At 73.7% G+C, this 18,126-nt stretch carries 14 protein-coding genes; 7 read left to right on the top strand and 7 right to left on the bottom strand.

What is annotated here, in order from left to right; genetic code table 11:
* Positions 1-100 precede the first annotated feature (100 nt).
* Positions 101-1,513 (top strand): PLP-dependent aminotransferase family protein, encoded by a 1,413-nt coding sequence (locus ACFZBU_RS16265; protein ID WP_391584212.1) that lies wholly within the window; start codon positions 101-103, stop codon positions 1,511-1,513.
* Between the two features lie 15 nt (positions 1,514-1,528).
* On the opposite strand, the gene ACFZBU_RS16260 is transcribed toward ACFZBU_RS16265, so the two are convergent.
* A complete protein-coding gene (locus tag ACFZBU_RS16260) occupies positions 1,529-2,131 on the bottom strand; it encodes a dihydrofolate reductase family protein (protein WP_391584211.1) in 603 nt (200 codons plus the stop codon).
* A gap of 213 nt (positions 2,132-2,344) precedes the next feature.
* Between ACFZBU_RS16260 and ACFZBU_RS16255 the strand changes: the two genes are divergently transcribed.
* Complete coding sequence (locus tag ACFZBU_RS16255) at positions 2,345-3,757, top strand: oxygenase MpaB family protein (protein WP_391584210.1); 1,413 nt, start codon at positions 2,345-2,347, stop codon at positions 3,755-3,757.
* Positions 3,758-4,481: 724 nt separating this feature from the next.
* Positions 4,482-5,297: a hypothetical protein gene (locus ACFZBU_RS16250; RefSeq protein ID WP_391584209.1), complete on the top strand. Its 816-nt coding sequence runs from the start codon at positions 4,482-4,484 to the stop codon at positions 5,295-5,297.
* A gap of 256 nt (positions 5,298-5,553) precedes the next feature.
* Here ACFZBU_RS16250 and ACFZBU_RS16245 read toward each other — a convergent pair whose 3' ends face one another.
* From ACFZBU_RS16245 to ACFZBU_RS16230, 4 genes are all read right to left on the bottom strand, one after another.
* A complete protein-coding gene (locus ACFZBU_RS16245) occupies positions 5,554-6,417 on the bottom strand; it encodes a pentapeptide repeat-containing protein (protein ID WP_391584208.1) in 864 nt (287 codons plus the stop codon).
* A gap of 179 nt (positions 6,418-6,596) precedes the next feature.
* Entirely contained in the window at positions 6,597-7,088 is a 492-nt protein-coding gene (locus ACFZBU_RS16240; protein ID WP_391584207.1) for a copper chaperone PCu(A)C, read from the bottom strand.
* Positions 7,085-9,460, bottom strand: a complete 2,376-nt coding sequence (locus ACFZBU_RS16235) for a heavy metal translocating P-type ATPase (RefSeq protein ID WP_391584206.1) — start codon at positions 9,458-9,460, stop codon at positions 7,085-7,087. The genes ACFZBU_RS16240 and ACFZBU_RS16235 overlap by 4 nt, the downstream gene beginning before the upstream one ends.
* Positions 9,457-9,834 (bottom strand): hypothetical protein, encoded by a 378-nt coding sequence (locus ACFZBU_RS16230; protein ID WP_391584205.1) that lies wholly within the window; start codon positions 9,832-9,834, stop codon positions 9,457-9,459. Before ACFZBU_RS16230 ends, ACFZBU_RS16235 begins: the two co-directional genes overlap by 4 nt.
* Positions 9,835-10,212: 378 nt before the next feature.
* Between ACFZBU_RS16230 and ACFZBU_RS16225 the strand changes: the two genes are divergently transcribed.
* Both ACFZBU_RS16225 and ACFZBU_RS16220 read left to right on the top strand, forming a co-directional pair.
* Positions 10,213-10,992, top strand: a complete 780-nt coding sequence (locus tag ACFZBU_RS16225; RefSeq protein ID WP_391584204.1) for a hypothetical protein — start codon at positions 10,213-10,215, stop codon at positions 10,990-10,992.
* Between the two features lie 1,033 nt (positions 10,993-12,025).
* Complete coding sequence (locus ACFZBU_RS16220) at positions 12,026-12,622, top strand: sigma-70 family RNA polymerase sigma factor (RefSeq protein WP_391584203.1); 597 nt, start codon at positions 12,026-12,028, stop codon at positions 12,620-12,622.
* 94 nt (positions 12,623-12,716) lie between these two features.
* Here ACFZBU_RS16220 and ACFZBU_RS16215 read toward each other — a convergent pair whose 3' ends face one another.
* Positions 12,717-13,019: a hypothetical protein gene (locus ACFZBU_RS16215; protein ID WP_391584202.1), complete on the bottom strand. Its 303-nt coding sequence runs from the start codon at positions 13,017-13,019 to the stop codon at positions 12,717-12,719.
* Positions 13,020-13,736: 717 nt separating this feature from the next.
* Between ACFZBU_RS16215 and ACFZBU_RS16210 the strand changes: the two genes are divergently transcribed.
* Entirely contained in the window at positions 13,737-15,443 is a 1,707-nt protein-coding gene (locus ACFZBU_RS16210) for a bifunctional 3'-5' exonuclease/DNA polymerase (protein ID WP_391584357.1), read from the top strand.
* A gap of 185 nt (positions 15,444-15,628) precedes the next feature.
* On the opposite strand, the gene ACFZBU_RS16205 is transcribed toward ACFZBU_RS16210, so the two are convergent.
* Entirely contained in the window at positions 15,629-16,627 is a 999-nt protein-coding gene (locus ACFZBU_RS16205) for a GlxA family transcriptional regulator (RefSeq protein ID WP_391584201.1), read from the bottom strand.
* Positions 16,628-17,137: 510 nt separating this feature from the next.
* Here ACFZBU_RS16205 and ACFZBU_RS16200 point away from each other — a divergent pair.
* On the top strand, positions 17,138-18,082 hold the full coding sequence (locus tag ACFZBU_RS16200; protein WP_391584200.1) for a GlxA family transcriptional regulator: 945 nt from the start codon (positions 17,138-17,140) through the stop codon (positions 18,080-18,082).
* Positions 18,083-18,126 lie beyond the last annotated feature (44 nt).

Raw genomic sequence — 18,126 nt, 5'->3', positions numbered from 1 at the left:
GGGAGTCCTTGCGGGAGGCGGATGCGGTGGTTCCGGTGTAGCGGGCCGCGATGAAGGCGACGCTACGCGGGCCACCGGACCATCGTTAAGATCCAGTGAAATGTTCGAGGACTGGTCCAGTTCCCCCGTCGACGCGATCGACCTGCACGTCGAGGTGGACACCGCGGAGGGTCGCCGCGTCGGCCTGGAGCGCGCGCTGCGGGCGGCGGTACGGGCCGGGCGGCTGGCGCCGGGTACTCCGCTGCCGTCCACGCGTGGGCTGGCCGCCGAGTTGGGCTTCGCCCGCGGGACGGTGACCGCCGCCTACGACCAACTGGTCGCGGAGGGGTACCTGATCGCGCGTCAGGGCGCCGCGACCCGCGTCGCGGACCTGCCCGAGCCGACCGCCCGGGACACGGCGAAGGGTGCGTCCGCGCCGGCCGCGCCCCGATTCGACCTGCGGCCCGGCATGCCGGACGTGTCCGCCTTCCCGACCTCGGCCTGGCTGCGGTCCACCCGCCGGGTGCTGAGCACCGCGGCGCCGGCCGACGTGCACGGGGTGGGCGATCCGCAGGGCCGGCTGGAACTGCGCATCGCGCTGGCCGCACACCTCGGGCGTACCCGCGGGGTGCTGACCACGCCCGACCGCATCGTGATCACGTCCGGCTTCTACCAGTCGGCCGGCCTGCTCGCGAGCGTGTTGGCGGAGGCCGGGGTGCGCGCGGTGGGCATGGAGGACCCCGGGCACGACGTGTACCGCGACGTGTTTCGCCGCGCCGGGCCGACGGTGTTGCCGCTGCCGGTGGACGCCCAGGGCGCGCGGTTGGACCGGCCGGTCGACCCGGCGATGGGCGCGGTCGTACTCACCCCGGCGCACCAGTACCCGACCGGCGTCCCGCTGCGGCCCGCACGGCGGCACGAGATGTGCGCGTGGGCACGCGCGAGCGGCGGGTTGATCGTGGAGGACGACTACGACGGCGAGTTCCGCTACGACCGGCAGCCGATCGGCGCGCTCCAGGGCATGGCCCCGGAGCACGTCGCCTACTGCGGATCGGTGTCCAAGACGCTCGGGCCGGGCCTGCGGCTGGCCTGGATGGCGCTGCCCGGGCATCTGGTCGAACCGGTGGTGCGGGCCAAGTTCCGAGCCGACTGGCACACCCAGGGGCTGGGCCAACTCGTCCTGGCCGACCTGATCGCCCGGCACGACTACGACCGGCACGTGCGCGCCGCGCGGCTGAGCTACCGCCGTCGGCGGGCCTACCTGGTGCGCCGGTTCGAGGCGGAACGGCGGGCGGGCGTACTGCGGTTGTGCGGCGTGCCGGCCGGGCTGCACGTGCTGATCACGTTCCCGGCGGGCGGGCCGGCCGAGGATCGGGTGCTGGCGCGCAGCGCGGAGCGCGGGATGGCCCTGCGCGGACTGCGCGAGTTGTGGCACGGGCCGGCCGCGGAACAGGGCGTGCTGGTGGGCTTTGCGGCGGCACCGCCGCACGCGTGGGCAGCCACCGTCGAGGAGTTGGCGGCGGTGTTGCGCTGACTCGCGGGCGCGCCCTCAGGTCGGGTGGACCACCCGGAAGTACAGGTGCGTGACCCGCCGGCCCTCGATCACCCGGGTCGCCGCCAACTCGACCGGGGTGTCGGCGAGATGGTCGAAGAAGCGGATACCCGCGCCCAACAACACCGGTACCAGGTTGACCACGATCTCGTCGACCAGGCCCGCGTTCAGGCACTGGCGCACGATGTCCGCGCCGCCCACCCCCACCGACAGGTCGCCCGCCGCCGCCCGGGCCCGTGCGACCGCGTCCCGCACGCCGGTGGTGACGAACGTGAACGGTGCGTGCGGATGGGCGTCGACCCAGCCGTGGGGTATGTGGTGGGTCACCACGAACACCGGCACGCCGATCGGATGGCTGCCGCCCCACCCGTCGGTGTGGTCGAACAACCGGCGTCCGGTCACGACCGCCCCCGTGTTGACGAACAGCTCGCGCAGGTGCCGGGCGCTGGCCTCCGAGGTGCGGAACGTCATCCCGCCGCCCGGCGCGGGCGTCTCCACGTTCCCGTTCGAGTACCACCCGAACAGGTGCGCCACGTCGTCCGACGGGTCGGCGATGAACCCGTCCAGCGACATCGTCTTCTCGGCCATCACGGTTGCCATCCGGCTGCCCTCCTCGGCGGTGGCCCGGCCGGCGCCGGCGGTACGGGCCGGAGCCTGCCCTTCCAGTCTCGGTGAGGTGGACCGGGACCGCGTCCGAAACACGTGGGCGCGGCCCGCCCGCAGTCGGAGTCCGGCGGTTTTCCGGAACGACCACGGCGAATGGTGACCGATTGTATCGTCACGACTACCATCCGATCGGCGAAAGAGGCCCACATGTCGGACACTCCCCGAATGCCGGACGACCCCGAACGTTTCCCCGGCGCCGGGTCGCTCTCCTGGCGCTATCTGGGCCAATGGCGCCTGCTGACCACCATCGGTCGGGCGATCGTGCTGGAGACCGCGCATCCGGTGGTCGGTGCCGGTGTGGTGGAGTTCTCCACATATCGGCGGCATCCGTGGCGGCGGGTCGAGCAGACCCTGCTCAGCCTCCAGCGACTGCTCTACCAGGACCGGGCGGACCGCGAGCGCGAGGCGGCCCGGCTGCGCCGGCTGCACGGGCACATCAACGGCGTGGATCCGGACGGCCGGACGTACTCGGCGCTCGACCCCGAGGCGCAGGCGTGGGTGCACCTGACCGTGTTCGACGCGATGGTGCTGATGTGCGAGCTCGGCGGTGATCCGCTCGACGACGAGCGGCAGGCCGAGCTGTACGCGGAATGGCTGCTGGTGGGGCTCCAGTTGGGGGTGCCGGCGAGTGAGATGCCGGGCACGGTGCCGGAATTCCGGGTCTGGTTCGACGAGATCGTGCGCGAGAAGCTGGTGGCCGGACACGGCGTCGAGCAACTCCTGGACGCGCTCGGTCGGCTGCCCGCGCCGGCGCAGTTGTCCTTCGTCCCCGAGGCGGTGTGGTCGGCCGGGTGCGCGGTGCTGGGCACCGCGATCCGGACCGCCGTGGCGACCACCCTGCCGCCCGACTACCGGGAGCGGCTCGGCGAGCGCGGCCGGGTCCCGTTCGGCGCCCGCACCGTGGTCTCGCTCGCGTGTCGGACCGCCGCGGTGGCAAGCGACCTGCTGCCGACGAAGTGGGTGTACATGCCGCTCGCGGCGACCTATATCGCGGCGAGGCGGGAGGCCGGGCGCGGGCTGCGCCGATTCGGCCCGCGCGTTCGCTCGGGCGATCCGGCCACGCAACTCGCCGACCTGTTCGTGCGGATCCTGGACCAGACCGGCGACGGGGTGTTGTCCTGGCCCGATCTGGCCGCACTCGCCCGGGTGTTCAGCGATCGACTGGACCTGGCCGCGGTGGACGAGGAGGTCATGTACGCGGCCTTTCACGCGTGGTGGGACGAGTTGCGCGCGACGGTGGACGCGAACGGGGACGGCGTGCTCGACGCCGACGAGTACCGGGTGCTCGCCGAGGCCGCGCCGGGCGCCGCGATGGCCGCGTTGATGGTCCGGGTGGCCGCCGCGGTGGACCGGGACGGGGACGGTCGCATCGATCAGGCCGACTACGCGCGGCTGCTCGGTCCGGACAGTGCGGACACGCATCGGATCGGGTGGCTGCACGCGATGGACGCGGACGGCGACGGGGTGGTCACCGTAGAGGAGTTCGCCGAGGCGCTGCGGGAGAGCGTGCTGGGCCGGGCCCGTTCGGACACGCTCGAATATGTGCTCGGCCGAGCCTGAGCGTCCCGGCCGAGGTGTGCCGGCGACCGGCGCGGCCCTGTGCGGAAGCGTAGGTGCGGTGACGGGCGCCGCTTTGCCGGATGCGTCGCGTGTGACCCGCCCCGGGCGACGCGGGCCGGGCCGGGTGGATCGGGTGAATGGCGTGCGTTGCGCCTGCGTTGCGTGCGTGCGCGCGTTGGGTGTGTCGGGTCACCGGGGAGTCGGTGGGCCCGGGGGACTCGGCTACGGCGAGCCGGGTCGGGGCCGGCGGTTCGGCGGCCTGGGCGCACGAGATCGAGATCTCGGCGCGCGGGTCGTCGGTGTTCGGATGTCCGGTGTCCCGGTGTCCCGGTGTTCGGTGTCGGGTATTTCGCGTCGCACGTGCGCCGCGCGTACGCCCGGCGGGCAAAGGTCACGCGGATGATTCATGCGGTAACCGTGGGTGTCTCGCGCATGGAGGAAATCACCCCGTGGCTGATATCGTGAGCTACGAGGATAAGCCTGCGGCTTTGTTCAAGAAGCGCCTTTCTCATCCCCGCATTCCCCGCCGGTCAGGCCGGTCGTCCTGTGGATCCGGGTCGAACGCCGGTGTTTTCCGGCCGCTTTTCGTGCCCGGCCTTCCGGTTGTGTCCGGTTCGTGTTCGAATTATGCACGGTGCCTTTCTGTTCGGTTCTCTGGTTCGACGTGCGGTTCGACGTGCGGTTCGACTTGCGATTCGAGACATGTCACAGCAGGAGGCGGCTCATGAGCATTTCCGACGAGGAGCGAAGCGCGTTCACCGACTGCGACGCGCGCATCCTGTCGGCCGTGGGCGGCATCACCGATTCGCCATCCGAGGGCCACGCCTGGACCCGTTTCGCGGACGCGATGGGCCGGACGCTGTACACGTTCGACCGCGAGGGCCCGCCTGCCCCGGATCCGGGCCCGCCGGCCGACCGGGCGCCGGTCGCGGTCGCGATCGAACTGCGGGTACGAACCCGGGAGATGCACACCGCGGTGCTCGGGCTCGGGGAGGCGGTGCGACGCGCGTTCCTGGTGCTCGACTCGCTGCTCACGGGCGGCGCGTGGCAGCGGCGACCGGAGGCGCTGATCGCGCTGTCACTGGCCGCCGGTCACGCGCGCGGGCTGGACGACCGGCTCGTCCACCTGTCGAGTTCCATGTCCCCGCGGCCGACCGCGCTCGCCGAGGCGCTCGGGACGGCACTGTCGGACACCGGGCGCGCGCTGGACACGACCCAGGGTCTCCTGCGCGAGTTGTCCGAGCCCGACGGGTCGGCGCCACCCGCCGCGATCCCCGGCACGGCCGTGTTCGCGGCGGTCGCAGCGGCGGTCCGGCTCGCGACGTGCCTGGAGGACGACGTCCGGGCCGAGGCGGTCGACGCTTCGGGCGTGGACCTGTCCCGACTGGACCCGGTCGACCCGGCCCTGCTCGCCGGGGTGATCTGGTCCCGAACGACGGTGTGGCCGGCCTGTCTCGCGCCGGTCCTGCGGGCCCGGTCCAATCGGGTCGCGGCCGGGGTGTACCAGGTGCGGCGGGTGTACGACACGCGGGACGGGTGAGTCACCCGAACCGACCGCGAACATCGGCGGTTCAGTCGGCTCTCACGAACTCCTCGGGAACGCCCGGCAGGGTCGGGCGTCATGACCGACGGCGACGGCGACCGGACCGACGACCGGGCGCGCGCGTTGCCCGGGCCCACGACCGGGCCGCTCCCGAGCGGCCCGCCCCCGGCTCGGTAGCCGCGGCTGCGCGGGGCGAGCCCCGGGCCGACCGGGATGACGCGGGCCGGTCATGTCTCCCGGGTCCGAATCCGGGTCACGTGGTCCAGTGGGCGGGGCGGGTGAGGGTCGGCGGGAGGATGGTGCGGGAGTCGCCCTTGGCGGCGTCGAGTTGGGACTGGATCAGGTAGAGGGCGCCGGTGAGATCCGCACCGCGCAGGTCCGCGTCGCGGAAGTCGGCGCCGATCACGTCGGCGAGCCGCAGGTCCGCACCGCGCAGGTCGGCGCCGATCAGGTAGGCCCCGCGCAGGTTCGCGCCGCGCAGGTCGGCCCCCTTGAGCCGGGCACCGATCAGGTCCGCACCTCGGTGGTCCTTCTTTCTGCCCCCGACACCCGCCCGGACCAGCTCGCCGGCCCGCAGCAGCAGCGGGTTGAGTTGTTGCCGCAGCGCTCCGATGTCGATCCGGAGCAGCTCGGCGGGCTCGCCGAGGGTGAGCCGCTCGGTGTCCGCGTAGGCGGCCCGCAGCTCGGCCCGGATCGGGCGCGCCGCTGCCGGTGCCTGTGCCTCGTGCAGATACCGGAGCAGTTCGTGCAGGTCCCGCATGATCGGGAACACCCGGAACATCTGCTTCGCGGTGTGCGGCGCCCGACGCCAGTCCTGCCCCGCGTAGGTGACCTGGGCGACCTTTTGCCCCGCCCCGAAGCAGTCGTAGACCGTGCAGCCGGAGAAGCCGATGTCCCGCAGGCGGGTGTGCACGCCGCAGCCGAAGTCGTCCGAGCGCAGATTGGGGCAGGCGCGGCCGGCGGGCTTGTCGATGGCGAAGTCCGCCGAGGCGGCGAAGGCGGGCGCGACACAGCACAGCGCAAAGCAGTTCGCGCAGTCGGCGCGGAGGCTGTCGGCTCGTTCGTCGACGAGGCCCGGGTCCCGGCCGGGTGCGGAGGATTCGCGCTGGTCGGACACGGTATGGGGACTCCTGCCGGATCGGGGATGCCGCGAGCCGCCGCTCGGACGCGCACTCGGGTGATCTCCCATTGTCGCCGATCGCATACCGGCCCCGCGCCGGGGCGGGTCGCCGGTGCCGGCCGCCTTCCGTGGCGACGACCGGGCGGGCGATGCCGACCGGCGATGCCCACTTCGGGTCAGGTCGTCTTGGCCGGGGTCCAGGTGCCGGGGCGGACGACGACGGCCGTGGTGTGGATCGGCGGGCTGTGCCGGAAGCGGAGGGTGAACGGGACGATCTGACCAGGGGTGAGCCTGGGCGGGCTCCCCAGCATGATGTTGGCGCCGCTCGCGGTCATGCCCAGAAGGCCGTCGGCCGGGATCGGCAGGGACTCGGTCATCCACATCCTGCCTGCGTAGCCGGTGTAGGTGTGGAAGCTGAATCCCACGTCGGTGCTGATCGGGGTGCTGACCGAGACGAGTTCGTCGTCGGCGGCGCCGGAGTTGCGGATGGTGAAGTAGGCGGAGGTCGCGTCGGCGTTGGTCGCCATGTGCACGCGGCCGTCGCTGATCGCGAGCTTCGGGGCGCTGCCGGCTTGTCCGCCGGCGGTCCAGGCGGTGAGCAGGGTCAGTGCGAGGGCGGCTGCCACGAGGGGGCCGGCGACCGTCTCGAGCAGGGCGAGGGGCTTCACGTCTGATCCTGGTTCGTGTCGTCGGAGTGGCGGTCGGAGCGGGAATCGGCGCCGCGATCGGCGCGGGAGGCGGCGCGGCGACCCGGTCGGGGGGCCGCGCCGCGGTCGGTGTGCTGGTCGGGACGGCGGTCGGTGCGGAACCGGGTCAGTCGCAGGCTGTTGCCCACCACCGCCAGCGAACTGACCGACATCGCCGCCGCGGCCGACATCGGGTTGAGCAGGCCGGTCATCGCGATCGGGATCAGCACCACGTTGTAGCCGAATGCCCAGCCGAGATTGGCTCGGATGGTGCCGGTCGTGCGCCGGGAGAGCCGGATCGCGTCGGCGAGCGCGGTCAGGTCGTCGCCGACCAGCGTGACGTCCGCCGCGCCGATCGCCGCGGCCGTACCGCCGCCCATCCCGATGCCCAGGTCCGCCTCGCCCAGCGCGATGGTGTCGTTGATGCCGTCGCCGACCACCGCGATCGCCCGGTCGGGCTGGTCCTGGCGCAGGCCCCGGACCAGTTCGGCCTTGTCGTGCGGATCCAACTCGCTCAGTACCTCGTCGATGCCCACCGCGTCGGCGATCGCGCGGGCCGGCCCCGGACGGTCGCCGGTGGCCAGGACCACCGTGATGCCGAGCCGGCCCAGTGCCCGGATCGCGCCGGCCGCCTCCGGACGCACCGCGTCGCCCAGCACCAACACCCCCGCCGGAGTGCCGTTCACGGTGGCGAGTACGGCGGTGTCCCCGGCCGCATCCGCCTCGGACAGAGCCGCCCGCAGGTTGGCCGGCAACGACGTGACGTCCTCGGCGCCCGGTCGCAGCACCGCCACCCGTGCCCCCTCCACCAGGCCGCGTACACCGGTGCCCGGTTCGGCCGCGAAGTCGGCCACCGGCGGCAACGCGCCGAACCGCTCGGTCGCGGCCCGGGCCACGGCCCGACCGATGGGATGCGCGGACGCGGCCTCGACCGCGCCGACCAGGGACAACAGTTCGCCCGCAGCCATGCCGGGGGCCGGCTCGTGGCGCAGCAGGCTCATGCCGCCCGTGGTCAGCGTGCCCGTCTTGTCCACCACGATGGTGCCCACGCGGCGCAGCCGTTCCAGGGCGGTGGGTTCGCGGATCAGTACGCCCATTCGGGCCCCGCGGCCGGTCGCGGCCAGGATCGCGGTGGGCGTGGCCAGACCCAGTGCGCACGGGCAGGCGACCACCAATACGGCCATCGTCGCGCCGGCCGCGGCCTGCGGATCGCCGCCCGCGCCGAGCCAGAACCCCAGCACGGTCACCGCCGTCGCCAGCACGGACGGCACGAACACGCCCGCGATGCGATCGGCCAGGCGCTGTGCGCCGGTCTTGCCGGCCTGGGCTTCCTCGACCGCGGCGGTGATCCGGGCGAGCCGGGTGTCCGCGCCGACCGCCGTGGCGCGTGCGGTGAACCGACCGCCCTCGTTGACGCTTCCGCCGGGAACCGGGTCCGCCGGGCCGACCTCCATCGGCCGGCTCTCCCCGGTCAGGTGGGACACGTCCAACGCGGAGCGACCCTCGACCACGACCCCGTCCGCCGGGACCCGGTCGCCCGGACGCACCACGAACACCTGACCGACCGTCAAGGACGCGGTCGGCACGGTCACCTCGACCTCCCGGCCGCCCCGGCCCGGGTGCAGTACCGCCGCCTCGTCCGGGACCAGCGCGGCCAACTCGCGCACCGCCGATCCGGTGCGTCGCCGCGCCCGCTCCTCCAGTCGGCGGCCGAACAGCACGAACAGGGGTACGGCCACCGCGACTTCGAGATAGGAGTGGGCCTCGGCGTCGGTCCCGGAGGAGACCAGGCTGAACGCCATCCGCATTCCGGGTTCGCCCGCGCCGCCCACGAACAGCGCCCACAGGGACCATCCGAACGCGGCGAGCACACCCAGACTGACCAGGGTGTCCATGGTCGCGCCCGCATAGCGCAGCCCGTGCAGGGCCCGCCGGTGGAAGGGCCATGCACCCCAGGTCGCCACCGGCGCGGCCAGCATCAGGCACAACCACTGCCAGTTGGTGAACTGCCAGGCGGGCACCATGGACAACACCAGGACCGGGATCGCGAGCGCGGCGGTCGACAGCAGGTCCCGTCGGCCGTGGTCCGCCTCCTCGGCGCCGGCCGGTCGGGCCGCGGTGGGCGTCGCCGTTGCCACGGTCGCCGAGAAGCCGGCCTCGGTGACCGCCGCCAGCAGGGCCACCACGGGCACCGACGCGGGGTGCAGCACCCGCGCCCGGCCGGTGGCCAGGTTGACCGTCGCGCTGACCCCGTCCAGTCGGGCCAATCGCCGTTCGATGCGATTCACGCAGGCGCCGCAGGTCATCCCGGAGACGGTGACGTCGGTGGTGAGCAGTGCCGCCGAGGTGGTCACAGCGCACCTCCGCCGCGCGCAAGGGCGGCCGCCACGCGGACGGGTGCGCCGAGCGCGAGAGCGGGCGCCGCGCCCGCGGGTTCGCCGAGTCCCATCCGGCCGTGTCCGCCGCCTCCCTCCTCGCCCATCGGTACCGGTGCTCGGGGCGGACCCGGCTTGCGCAGATCGGGCGCCACGGGTCCGGCCTGGCGGCCGACCGCGAACGCGACGACGAACAACAGCAGGAGCAGGCCGAGGAAGGCGAGCACGGTACGGGCAGCCGAGGTCGACCGGGTCGGTCCCGAGGCCCCGTCGGCGGCGGCACGCGCGGCGGTACGCAACGACAGGGGCCAGGGGCGGTTCCGGGCGTCGGGTCCGCCGGCGAACACGGGCATGAATCGGGCTCCAGGGGTCGAACGGCGGGACGAGGGCTGCACGCGGGTCGGGCGCGGGCATCCCGGTAGTCGGGCGGCGGTGATCTCCGGTTCCCTGTCGGCCGGGATTCCTGCGGGGGAGCGGGAATTGGCCGAATCGCCCGGGACGGGCGGGCCATGTCATGGATTGCTCGGGAAAGGTCGGAGCCCTCCGGGTCCGTTCGCGCGCGGTCTCGGGCGCGGCGCGACCGGGCGTGGTCGGGGCGCGGCCGGGGCGTGGGTGACGATGTGCCTCGGGTGTGGTTGCGCGTGGTTCGGGAGGGATTCCGGAGAAATTCGGGAAGCGGCCGGGCACCCGAGGGTTCCGGTGGGGTCGGCGGATGGGAACATGACGTCACCATGCCTGCCCGGTCCGTGCTTCGAGCCGTTCGCGCCGCGATGTTCGCGGTGATCTGCGTGCTGCTCGCGTTGTTCGGACACACGTTGATGTCCGATGCGCCGGTGCACTGGGCCGCGCCCGTCGGCGCCGGCGTCGGGATCGGCATCCTGGCCTGGGCCGTGGCCGATCGCGAACGCGGCCTCGGCGTGATCACCGGCGCGGTACTGGCCGCCCAGGCCGGTCTGCACACGTTGTTCACGCTGGCCCGCCAACCGGTTCCCGAACCGACCGGCGCGGCCCGCTTCCGCGACCAGTGGCTTCAGGTCCTGCTGTGCAACGACGACCGGCCCGGCGATGCGCCGACCCGGTCGGTCGCCGAACTCCTGATCCGGATGCGCCTGGACCCGAACCTGGCCGGGCAATCGCCGGAGGCGGCCGGCTTCGGTCGCGCGCCGTCCGGTACGCACCACATGGCCGCTGCCGGTGGGATGAACCACGACGGCGCATGGACGTGGATCCTGGGCCACGGCGCCGGCGGCATGTTCGCCGCGCACGTGCTGGCCGCAATCGGCTGCGGTGTGTGGCTGCGGCACGGTGAGAAGGCCGTCTTCCGGTTGCTGCGCGTGCTCGCCACGATGGCGGGCACCGTGGTCCTCGCCCTGGTGGGCGCCTGGACGGCGCCGGTCGCCACCCGACTGCCGGGGATGCCCCGCGCGCGCGATCGCGGCGAACGGGCCATCCCCAAGTGGGTCTGCCGCCCGCTGCCGGGCCGCGGGCCGCCCGTCGCGCTCTTCGCCTGAGCCGTCCACCCGACCCGCGTGCGTCCGCACGACCCGGTCGCGTTCGCCCCGCCCTCGGCGCGGTGACCGTGTCCGGGGCCGTGTCGACGAGTGCGTGTTCGCGACTGCCTGCCCGTGCGTACTCGTTCGTGGCCGTCGCACGACGCGGGGCCGCGCCCGCGAGGGGCGTCCGGTCCGTGTCGGCGCCGTGCCCACGAGTGCGAGTACCGCGCCCGTGATCGTCTGCCCGTACATCGGGCCACGTTCGCGCCGAGCGGCCGCGACCGAGCACAGCGCAGGCCGCGACGCCGACCCGGAACGCATCCGCGGCGCCGTCGGTGGACCTCGGCGTACCCGCCACCCGAGGAGCGCCCACCGCGCCGACTCGCCCGTCGCCGGGTCCCGACCCGACAGCGCGCCGAGCGGGCCGGTCGTGTGCCGATGCGCCGTCGGGTGATCCGCGCACCGCCGGCGAGACCGAGCCTGCGGCTTTCGAGCCGCACTCGGCTCCGGCGGGCGTCCCGCCCACCAGCTCGGCATCGATCCGCCTCGGGCCGATCGATCGCCGCCCGCATGACGAGGACGTGAGACGTGACTTCCCTGCCCCCTTCCGACCACCCGGCACACCGGGCCGACCATCCGCCGGCGCGCGACCGACACCGCGCACATCGTGCGCACCGTGCGCACCGCACCCACCCGACCCGGGTCGGGCCGGCGACGCGGGACGACCGCACCTCGCCCATGGATCGGGCCGCGAAAGCCCCCGCGCCGATCGACCACGGACCCGCGACGACGCATCCGGCCGGGCGACCTGCGACCACGGGCCGGTTCGCGTTCTCGGACCGGTCGACGTCCTCGAACCGGTTCGCGACCTCGAACGGGTCGACGCCTTCGAACCGGTTCGTGCACGGCACCGCCCTCATCACCGGAGCGTCGTCCACGGACCGGTCCACGACCACGGGCCGGTCCGCGTTCTCGAACGGGTCGACGTCCTCGAACCGTTCCGTGCGCCCGAACCGCTCCACGCGCCGCGTCCAGGGTGTGGGGGTATCCGGTGCATGACCTCGATCTGACCGCACGGGCCCTGGCGGGCGCGGCCGGCGACCCGGACGCCGTGGACGACTTCGTCCGGGGTACGCATCGCGACGTGTGGCGCTTCGTCGCGTATCTGACCGACGTACAGAGCGCGGACGACCTCACCCAGGAGACATATCTGCGCGCCTGGACGGCCCTTCCTCGTTTCACCGGGGCGTCCTCGGTCCGCACCTGGCTGCTGTCCATCGCCCGTCGCACGGTCGTCGACCGCTATCGCGCGGCGGCGGCCCGGCCGCGCACCGCCGCGGTCGAGGACTGGGTCGAAGTCGCCGAGCGCCGCCAGGACATCTCCCGTCCGGGCTTCGAGGAGGGGCTCGCCCTGGACGACCTGTTCGGCGCACTGCACCCGGCCCGCCGGGAGGCGTTCGTGCTGACCCAGGTGCTGGACTTCGGCTACGCCGAGGCCGCCACCATCGCGGGCTGCCCGATCGGTACGGTCCGGTCCCGCGTGGCCAGGGCCCGAAGCGACCTGATCACCCTGCTGCGCGACGCCGAGGCCGGCGCCCGGGAGGTGCCGGACCACCGTCCGGTGGCCGCCACCCGTCGAGCCGGCTGAACCCACCCGCCTCGGGCGAGGGACCCGTCTCGCGCCCTCGCCCTCGCCCGAGGCGGCTACGCGCTCGCGCCGCCGGCTCGGGCAGCCGTGTGGGTCACGCCTTGCGATCGGCGAGGGAGTACGACGCGGCGGCGACGGTGCCGGCCACTGCGAGTACCGAGGGCCAGGCGCCGATCTTCTTCGCGAGGGGGTGGGAGGCGCCGAACGCGATCGTGTACAGCCCGGTCAGTGCCGCAGCGGTGGGCGTCCCGGCCCGCTCGCGCCACTCCTTGGCGGCGAACACGCCGGCCGCGGCGAGTACCGCGCCGCCCAGCGGGCGCTTCTTCGTGAAGCGGGCGACGGCGTAGCCGCCGACCAGACCGCCCGCGGCGACGGCGGCGGTGGGGATACGGGCCATGGGAGACACTCCTCGGATCGACGTGCAGACCTCGCGCGATCGACCCGCCACGAGGCGACCCCGCCACGCGGATCGACCGGCACCCCACGAACCTAACGCCCCCGAATCCACTGCCTCCGGGCAGGGAGCCGGGTGCCTTCACTTCCGGTCCGAGTCGACTCGAAGCAGTCCGACTCGACTCCGAGGTCCGACTCGACTCCGAGCAAGCCGCCCGCAGCGAAACGGCTCCGAGGTCGAGCGCCCGGCGAGACACGCACACGGCCCAGCGAAGCCGCGCGCGCACCTCCTGGACCGGAAGCACGATGACGTGCGCCAGATGCGCGGGCGCGGGCGCGAGCGCCTCGCCATGCCACGCCGCGTCTTGCCTTGCCTTGCCTTGTCTTGTCTTGCCTTGCCGAGAGTCCGCAACACGTCACCGCGACACCCCTCGACGGTGGCGATGCAGCCAAGGCCCACCACGTGCGCCGCGACACGCTCGCCTGCCCGGCCTATTCGCTCGCCCCGTCTCGCGCCCGGCCACCCCGCGCGTGCCCGCACTGCGCGTGTTGTCGGTGTGGGCCGGTAGGGTGCGGCGGTTGGCGGGTCTGTCGCTTGTGGGTGATTCGTCCGTATCGGATGCGTCGGGAGGAGGTCGGTCGTGGATCGGGTCGGGTGCGGTGTGTCGGCCGGCGACGTGCGGTTGCGGGCATGGTGAGGTCGGTTCCGCCTCGGGTGGCGATGGCGCCCGACGCGTACGGGCACGGAGGTCGGCTCCGGCCGTTGCGCGATGACGGCGTGCCACTGGGGCCCGCCACGCAGGTCGGCGACCTGGTCGCGGCGATCGCCGATTTCGAGGCCGCGCCCGTGCCGCCGAGATGGGTCTGGGCTTCGGCGGAGAGCGCGTACGCACCATTGCTGCCCACCCGGGTCGCGCGCTGCCACGACCTCGCGCTGGTCGAGTCGTTGTTGCTCGCGCACGAGGGCCGGTTCGGCGAGCCGCGTTCGCTCGGCGCGGCCTGGGCCCGGCTCGAGGGCCTGCCCGTACCGAACGACCTGCCGATCGGCGCCGCCGACGCGCAGGACAGCCTGTTCGTCCCCGACCGGCAACGGCTGCCCGCGGGCGCCGACGCGCTCGATGCCGTGGTCGCGGTACACGCCGACCAGTTGCGCCGTATCGAGGCGATCGAGGATCCGGCTCGCCGCTCGCGTTTTCGGCTGCTGGTCGCCGCGGAGTCGGCGGGCGGCCTGGTCGCGACCGAGATGGCCGCCGACGGTCTGCCCTGGCGGGTCGAGGTGCACGATGCGCTGCTCACCGAACTGCTCGGCGCGCGACCCCGGGTGTCCGGGACGCCGCCGCAGCGACTCGCCGACCTGGCCGAGCAGTTGCGTGCCGCGCTGGGCGGGCGGCCGTTCAACCCGGATTCGCACACCCAGGTGATCAAGGCGTTCGCCGACCAGGGCATCCGGCTCACCTCGACCCGCACGTGGTACCTGCGCGATCTCGGCCACCCGGCCGCCGACCTGCTGATCAAGTACAAGGAACTCGCCCGCCTGCACGCCGCGCACGGCTGGGCCTGGCAGGACACCTGGGTGCGTGGCGGTCGGTTCCGCCCCGAATACGTGGTCGGCGGCGTGGTCACCGGCCGCTGGGCCGGACGCGGCGGTGGCGCGTTGCAGATCCCGCGGGTGCTGCGCGGCGCGGTCGTGGCCGACCCGGGACGGCGGTTGGTGGTCGCCGACGCGGCCCAACTCGAACCACGCATCCTGGCCGCGATGTCCCAGGACGCCGGCCTGGCCCGTTCCGCCGCCGCCGGCGACCTGTACGAGGCGTTGGCCAAGGCGGCCTTCCAGGGCGACCGGGCCAAGGCCAAGCTGGGCCTGCTCGGCGCGATGTACGGGCAGACCAGCGGCGACATCGGGCCGCTGCTGGCCACGCTGCGGCGGCAGTACCCGGACGCGATGGGCTACGTCGAGGCCGCGGCGCGCACCGGCGAGGAGGGCGGCATCGTGCGCTCGCGGCTGGGCCGGACCTGCCCGCCGCCGTCCTCCGAATGGCTGGACCTGGCCGAGAGTGGCACGGGCGAACCGTCCGGTGACCGGGGCGACCGCGGCGGCGACGATGCCGGCGTCCGGTCGGCTCGTGCCCGTGGCCGCTTCACCCGCAACTTCGTCATCCAGGCCAGCGCGGCGGACTGGGCACTGGCCCTGCTCGCCGCCCTCCGGCGCCGACTCGCCGCGTACGACGCGGCGCCGTCGGGGCGTCCGCACCTGGTCTTCTTCCAACACGACGAGATCATCGTGCACAGCCCGGCCGATCTTACGGACGCGGTGTCCGCCGCGATCGTCGAGGCCGCGGCCGAGGCCCGCACGCTGGTGTTCGGCGATACACCGGTGCTGTTGCCACTGATCCCCACGGTGGTCGACACGTACGCGGAGGCCAAGTAGGAAGACGCCGGGGCCCCCTCGGGCCGACGCGGTCCGAGCGCTCGCGGCACTGCCGGGCCGGCGCCGCCCCGCTGCGCGTGCCGATCCGTCCCGGGTACGCCGCTCGGTTCGCTGCCGAACGCCTCGCGCCGCTCCACCCGTGCCCTTGCGTTCCTGCCGGGCGGGTGCCCGGGGGGTTCGGTGGTTCAGGTGGGTTCTGTGAGGTTGGTGACGAAGGTGCGGAAGGCGGTGCGGTAGGTGGTGGGGGTGGTGCCGGTCAGGCGTTGGAAGTGGTGGCGGAGGTTGGCGGGGGTGCCGAGGCCGGTGAGTGTGGCGATTCGTTCCACCGGGTCCTCGGTGCGTTCGAGGAGCCATTGGGCGCGTTGGATCCGGGTGCGCAGCAGGTACTGGAGCGGGGTGAGCCCGGTTTCGGCGCGGAAGCGACGGGTCAGGTTGCGTACGCCCAGGCCCGCGTGGGCGGCGATGTCGTCCAGCGTCAGGGGGTGTCGGAGGTTGGCCTCCATCCACCTGGTGGTGGGGGCGATGCTGCTGCCGGGCGGGGTGTAGGCGCTGCATGCCGCGTTTGCCGTGGAATGGCCCGCGAGGTCGGCGGTCGGGTCGTGGAGTTGCAGGAACAGTTGGCGTTCCGTCTCGATGGCCACTGCCATGCCGTGGTCCAGGGTGATCAGATCGAGGCAGAGATCCACGCCCCCGAGGACGCCGGCGGCGCTGTGGAAGGGCCCGTCCGCGACCACCGAGCCCTCGGGGTCGACCTGGATCAGCGGGTGACGACGGGCCAGTTCCGCGGTGTTCCGGCGGCTGGTCGCGGCGCGGCGGCCGTCGAGAAGGCCGGTGGCCGCGAGCGTGAACGTCCCGGTGCCGATCGCACCGATCCGGCAGCCGCGCGCGGCGGCGGCACGGAGGGCGGCGACGATCTCCGGCGACGGGTCGTCCCGGAAATGGTCGTGTCCCGGCAGCAGCACCGTGTCCGAGTCGTCCAGGCTCGCCAATCCGTCCAGGCCCCAGGGGGTCTCGATGCGGAAGGATGCGAGGCCGCCCGTCGCCTCGAAGCCCGGAGCGGTGCAGATTCGCACGTCGTAGGCGACCGGCGGGTGATGCCGGGCGGCGGTGCCGAATGCGAGTCCGGGTGCGGTGAGCTGGTGCCCCGGGACCCCGTCGAGGACGAGGACGGCGATCACTGGCATGTCCGGAATCTAGCCGAGGATGACATCGGAACGGCTGTTTCCGTGCGTGGCGCGGCGCGGAGGATGGCTGGGACGAGGGCGGAGGCGGGAGGATGTCCGGCCCGCGCCCGAAAAGCGGAGAACCCGCCGGTGGCCCCCGTTCCGGTCACCGGCGCGGTCCGCGGGTCGGCCCGGGTCGACCCGCCCATAACCGAGCCCGACCCGGGACCGACCCGCCCCGGCCGGACCGACTCGACCCGGCCCGGCCGTCCGGCCCCCGGCCCGGCGCGGTTGGCCGTCCCAAGCGACCGCGGTACTGGGCCCCGCCCGAATCGACCACCGCGCACTCGGCCCCGCCGCAACCAACCAACCAACCAACTAACCAACCAACCAACAACCCACTCGCGCGGCCCCGGCGTGATCCTCAACGTGCCCACCCGGCACGCCCCGGCCCGGCCCGATCCTCCGACGCGCCGCCCCGCCCACCGCCGCACCGGCGGATTCGAGGCACGGCGGCGCTAGATTCCAGGTATGTCAGTGATCGCCGTCCTCGCCCTCGACGGGGTCCCGGGGCATCAACTCACCACCCCCGGCCTGGTGTTCGGGACCGCCTGCCGCGACCACCCGGACGTGGCGTACGAACTCAGGCTGTGCGCGGCGCCCGGCCTGCGGGCCACCGGTGCCCCGACCCCGCTGCGGATCGCCACGCCGTTCGGCCTCGACGGCCTCGCGGACGCGGACGTCGTACTGGTTCCCGGGCACGACGGTCATCGCGACGAGCCGCCGGCCGGCGTCCCGGCCGCGTTGCGTGCGGCGGCGGCGCGCGGGAGCCGAATCGCCGCCGTCGGGACCGGGACGTTCACCCTCGCCGCATCCGGACTCCTCGACGGACGCCGCGCCACGACCGGATGGCGGTACCTGGAGGAACTGGCGGGCCGGTATCCCCGAATCGACGTGGACCCGCTCGGCACGGTGGTCGAGGACGGGCCGTTCCTGACGACGGCGGGCGTCTTCGGCGGCATGGACATCTGCCTGCACGTGCTGCGCAGCGACCACGGCCGGCGCGTGGCCGACGAGACCGGCCGTGAACTGATCACCCCGCTGCACACCTACGCCGACGACGTCCGGGACACCATCGACCGGGAAGTCACCGAGAGCGTGGGCCTCGAACCCACCCTGCGCTGGCTGGAAGCCAACCTGCACCACCCGCTGACCCCGGCCGACATCGCCGGCCACGCGCGGACCAGCGTCAGCAGCATCACCCGCCGCTTCCAGACCCACACCGGTCTGAGCCCGCTCCAATACCTGCTCCGCGCCCGCCTCCACGAGGTCCGACGCCTGCTGGCCGAAACGGACGTCCCGATCGAGCGCATCGCGGCCCGCACCGGATTCACCTCACCGGCCGCCCTGCGCCGGCACTTCCGCACCCTCACCGACACCACCCCGCGTGCCTACCGCCGAGCGCATCGCGGCTGATACCGCACGCTCACCCACCACCGCCGAGTCACCCACCACCGCCG

The organism is Embleya sp. NPDC008237, assembly GCF_042956465.1.
Taxonomy (GTDB): domain Bacteria; phylum Actinomycetota; class Actinomycetes; order Streptomycetales; family Streptomycetaceae; genus Embleya.
The sequence above is the reverse complement of the archived record's forward strand: the minus strand, read 5'-3'. Positions and strand labels throughout refer to the sequence as shown.

Excerpts from the sequence above, each read along its gene's own strand:
- ACFZBU_RS16265 (WP_391584212.1), top strand. The coding sequence starts at position 101 with ATGTTCGAGGACTGGTCCAGTTCCCCCGTCGACGCGATCGACCTGCAC.
- ACFZBU_RS16260 (WP_391584211.1), bottom strand. The coding sequence starts at position 2,131 with ATGGCAACCGTGATGGCCGAGAAGACGATGTCGCTGGACGGGTTCATC.
- ACFZBU_RS16255 (WP_391584210.1), top strand. The coding sequence starts at position 2,345 with ATGTCGGACACTCCCCGAATGCCGGACGACCCCGAACGTTTCCCCGGC.
- ACFZBU_RS16250 (WP_391584209.1), top strand. The coding sequence starts at position 4,482 with ATGAGCATTTCCGACGAGGAGCGAAGCGCGTTCACCGACTGCGACGCG.
- ACFZBU_RS16230 (WP_391584205.1), bottom strand. The coding sequence starts at position 9,834 with ATGCCCGTGTTCGCCGGCGGACCCGACGCCCGGAACCGCCCCTGGCCC.
- ACFZBU_RS16225 (WP_391584204.1), top strand. The coding sequence starts at position 10,213 with ATGCCTGCCCGGTCCGTGCTTCGAGCCGTTCGCGCCGCGATGTTCGCG.
- ACFZBU_RS16215 (WP_391584202.1), bottom strand. The coding sequence starts at position 13,019 with ATGGCCCGTATCCCCACCGCCGCCGTCGCCGCGGGCGGTCTGGTCGGC.
- ACFZBU_RS16210 (WP_391584357.1), top strand. The coding sequence starts at position 13,737 with ATGGCGCCCGACGCGTACGGGCACGGAGGTCGGCTCCGGCCGTTGCGC.
- ACFZBU_RS16205 (WP_391584201.1), bottom strand. The coding sequence starts at position 16,627 with ATGCCAGTGATCGCCGTCCTCGTCCTCGACGGGGTCCCGGGGCACCAG.
- ACFZBU_RS16200 (WP_391584200.1), top strand. The coding sequence starts at position 17,138 with ATGTCAGTGATCGCCGTCCTCGCCCTCGACGGGGTCCCGGGGCATCAA.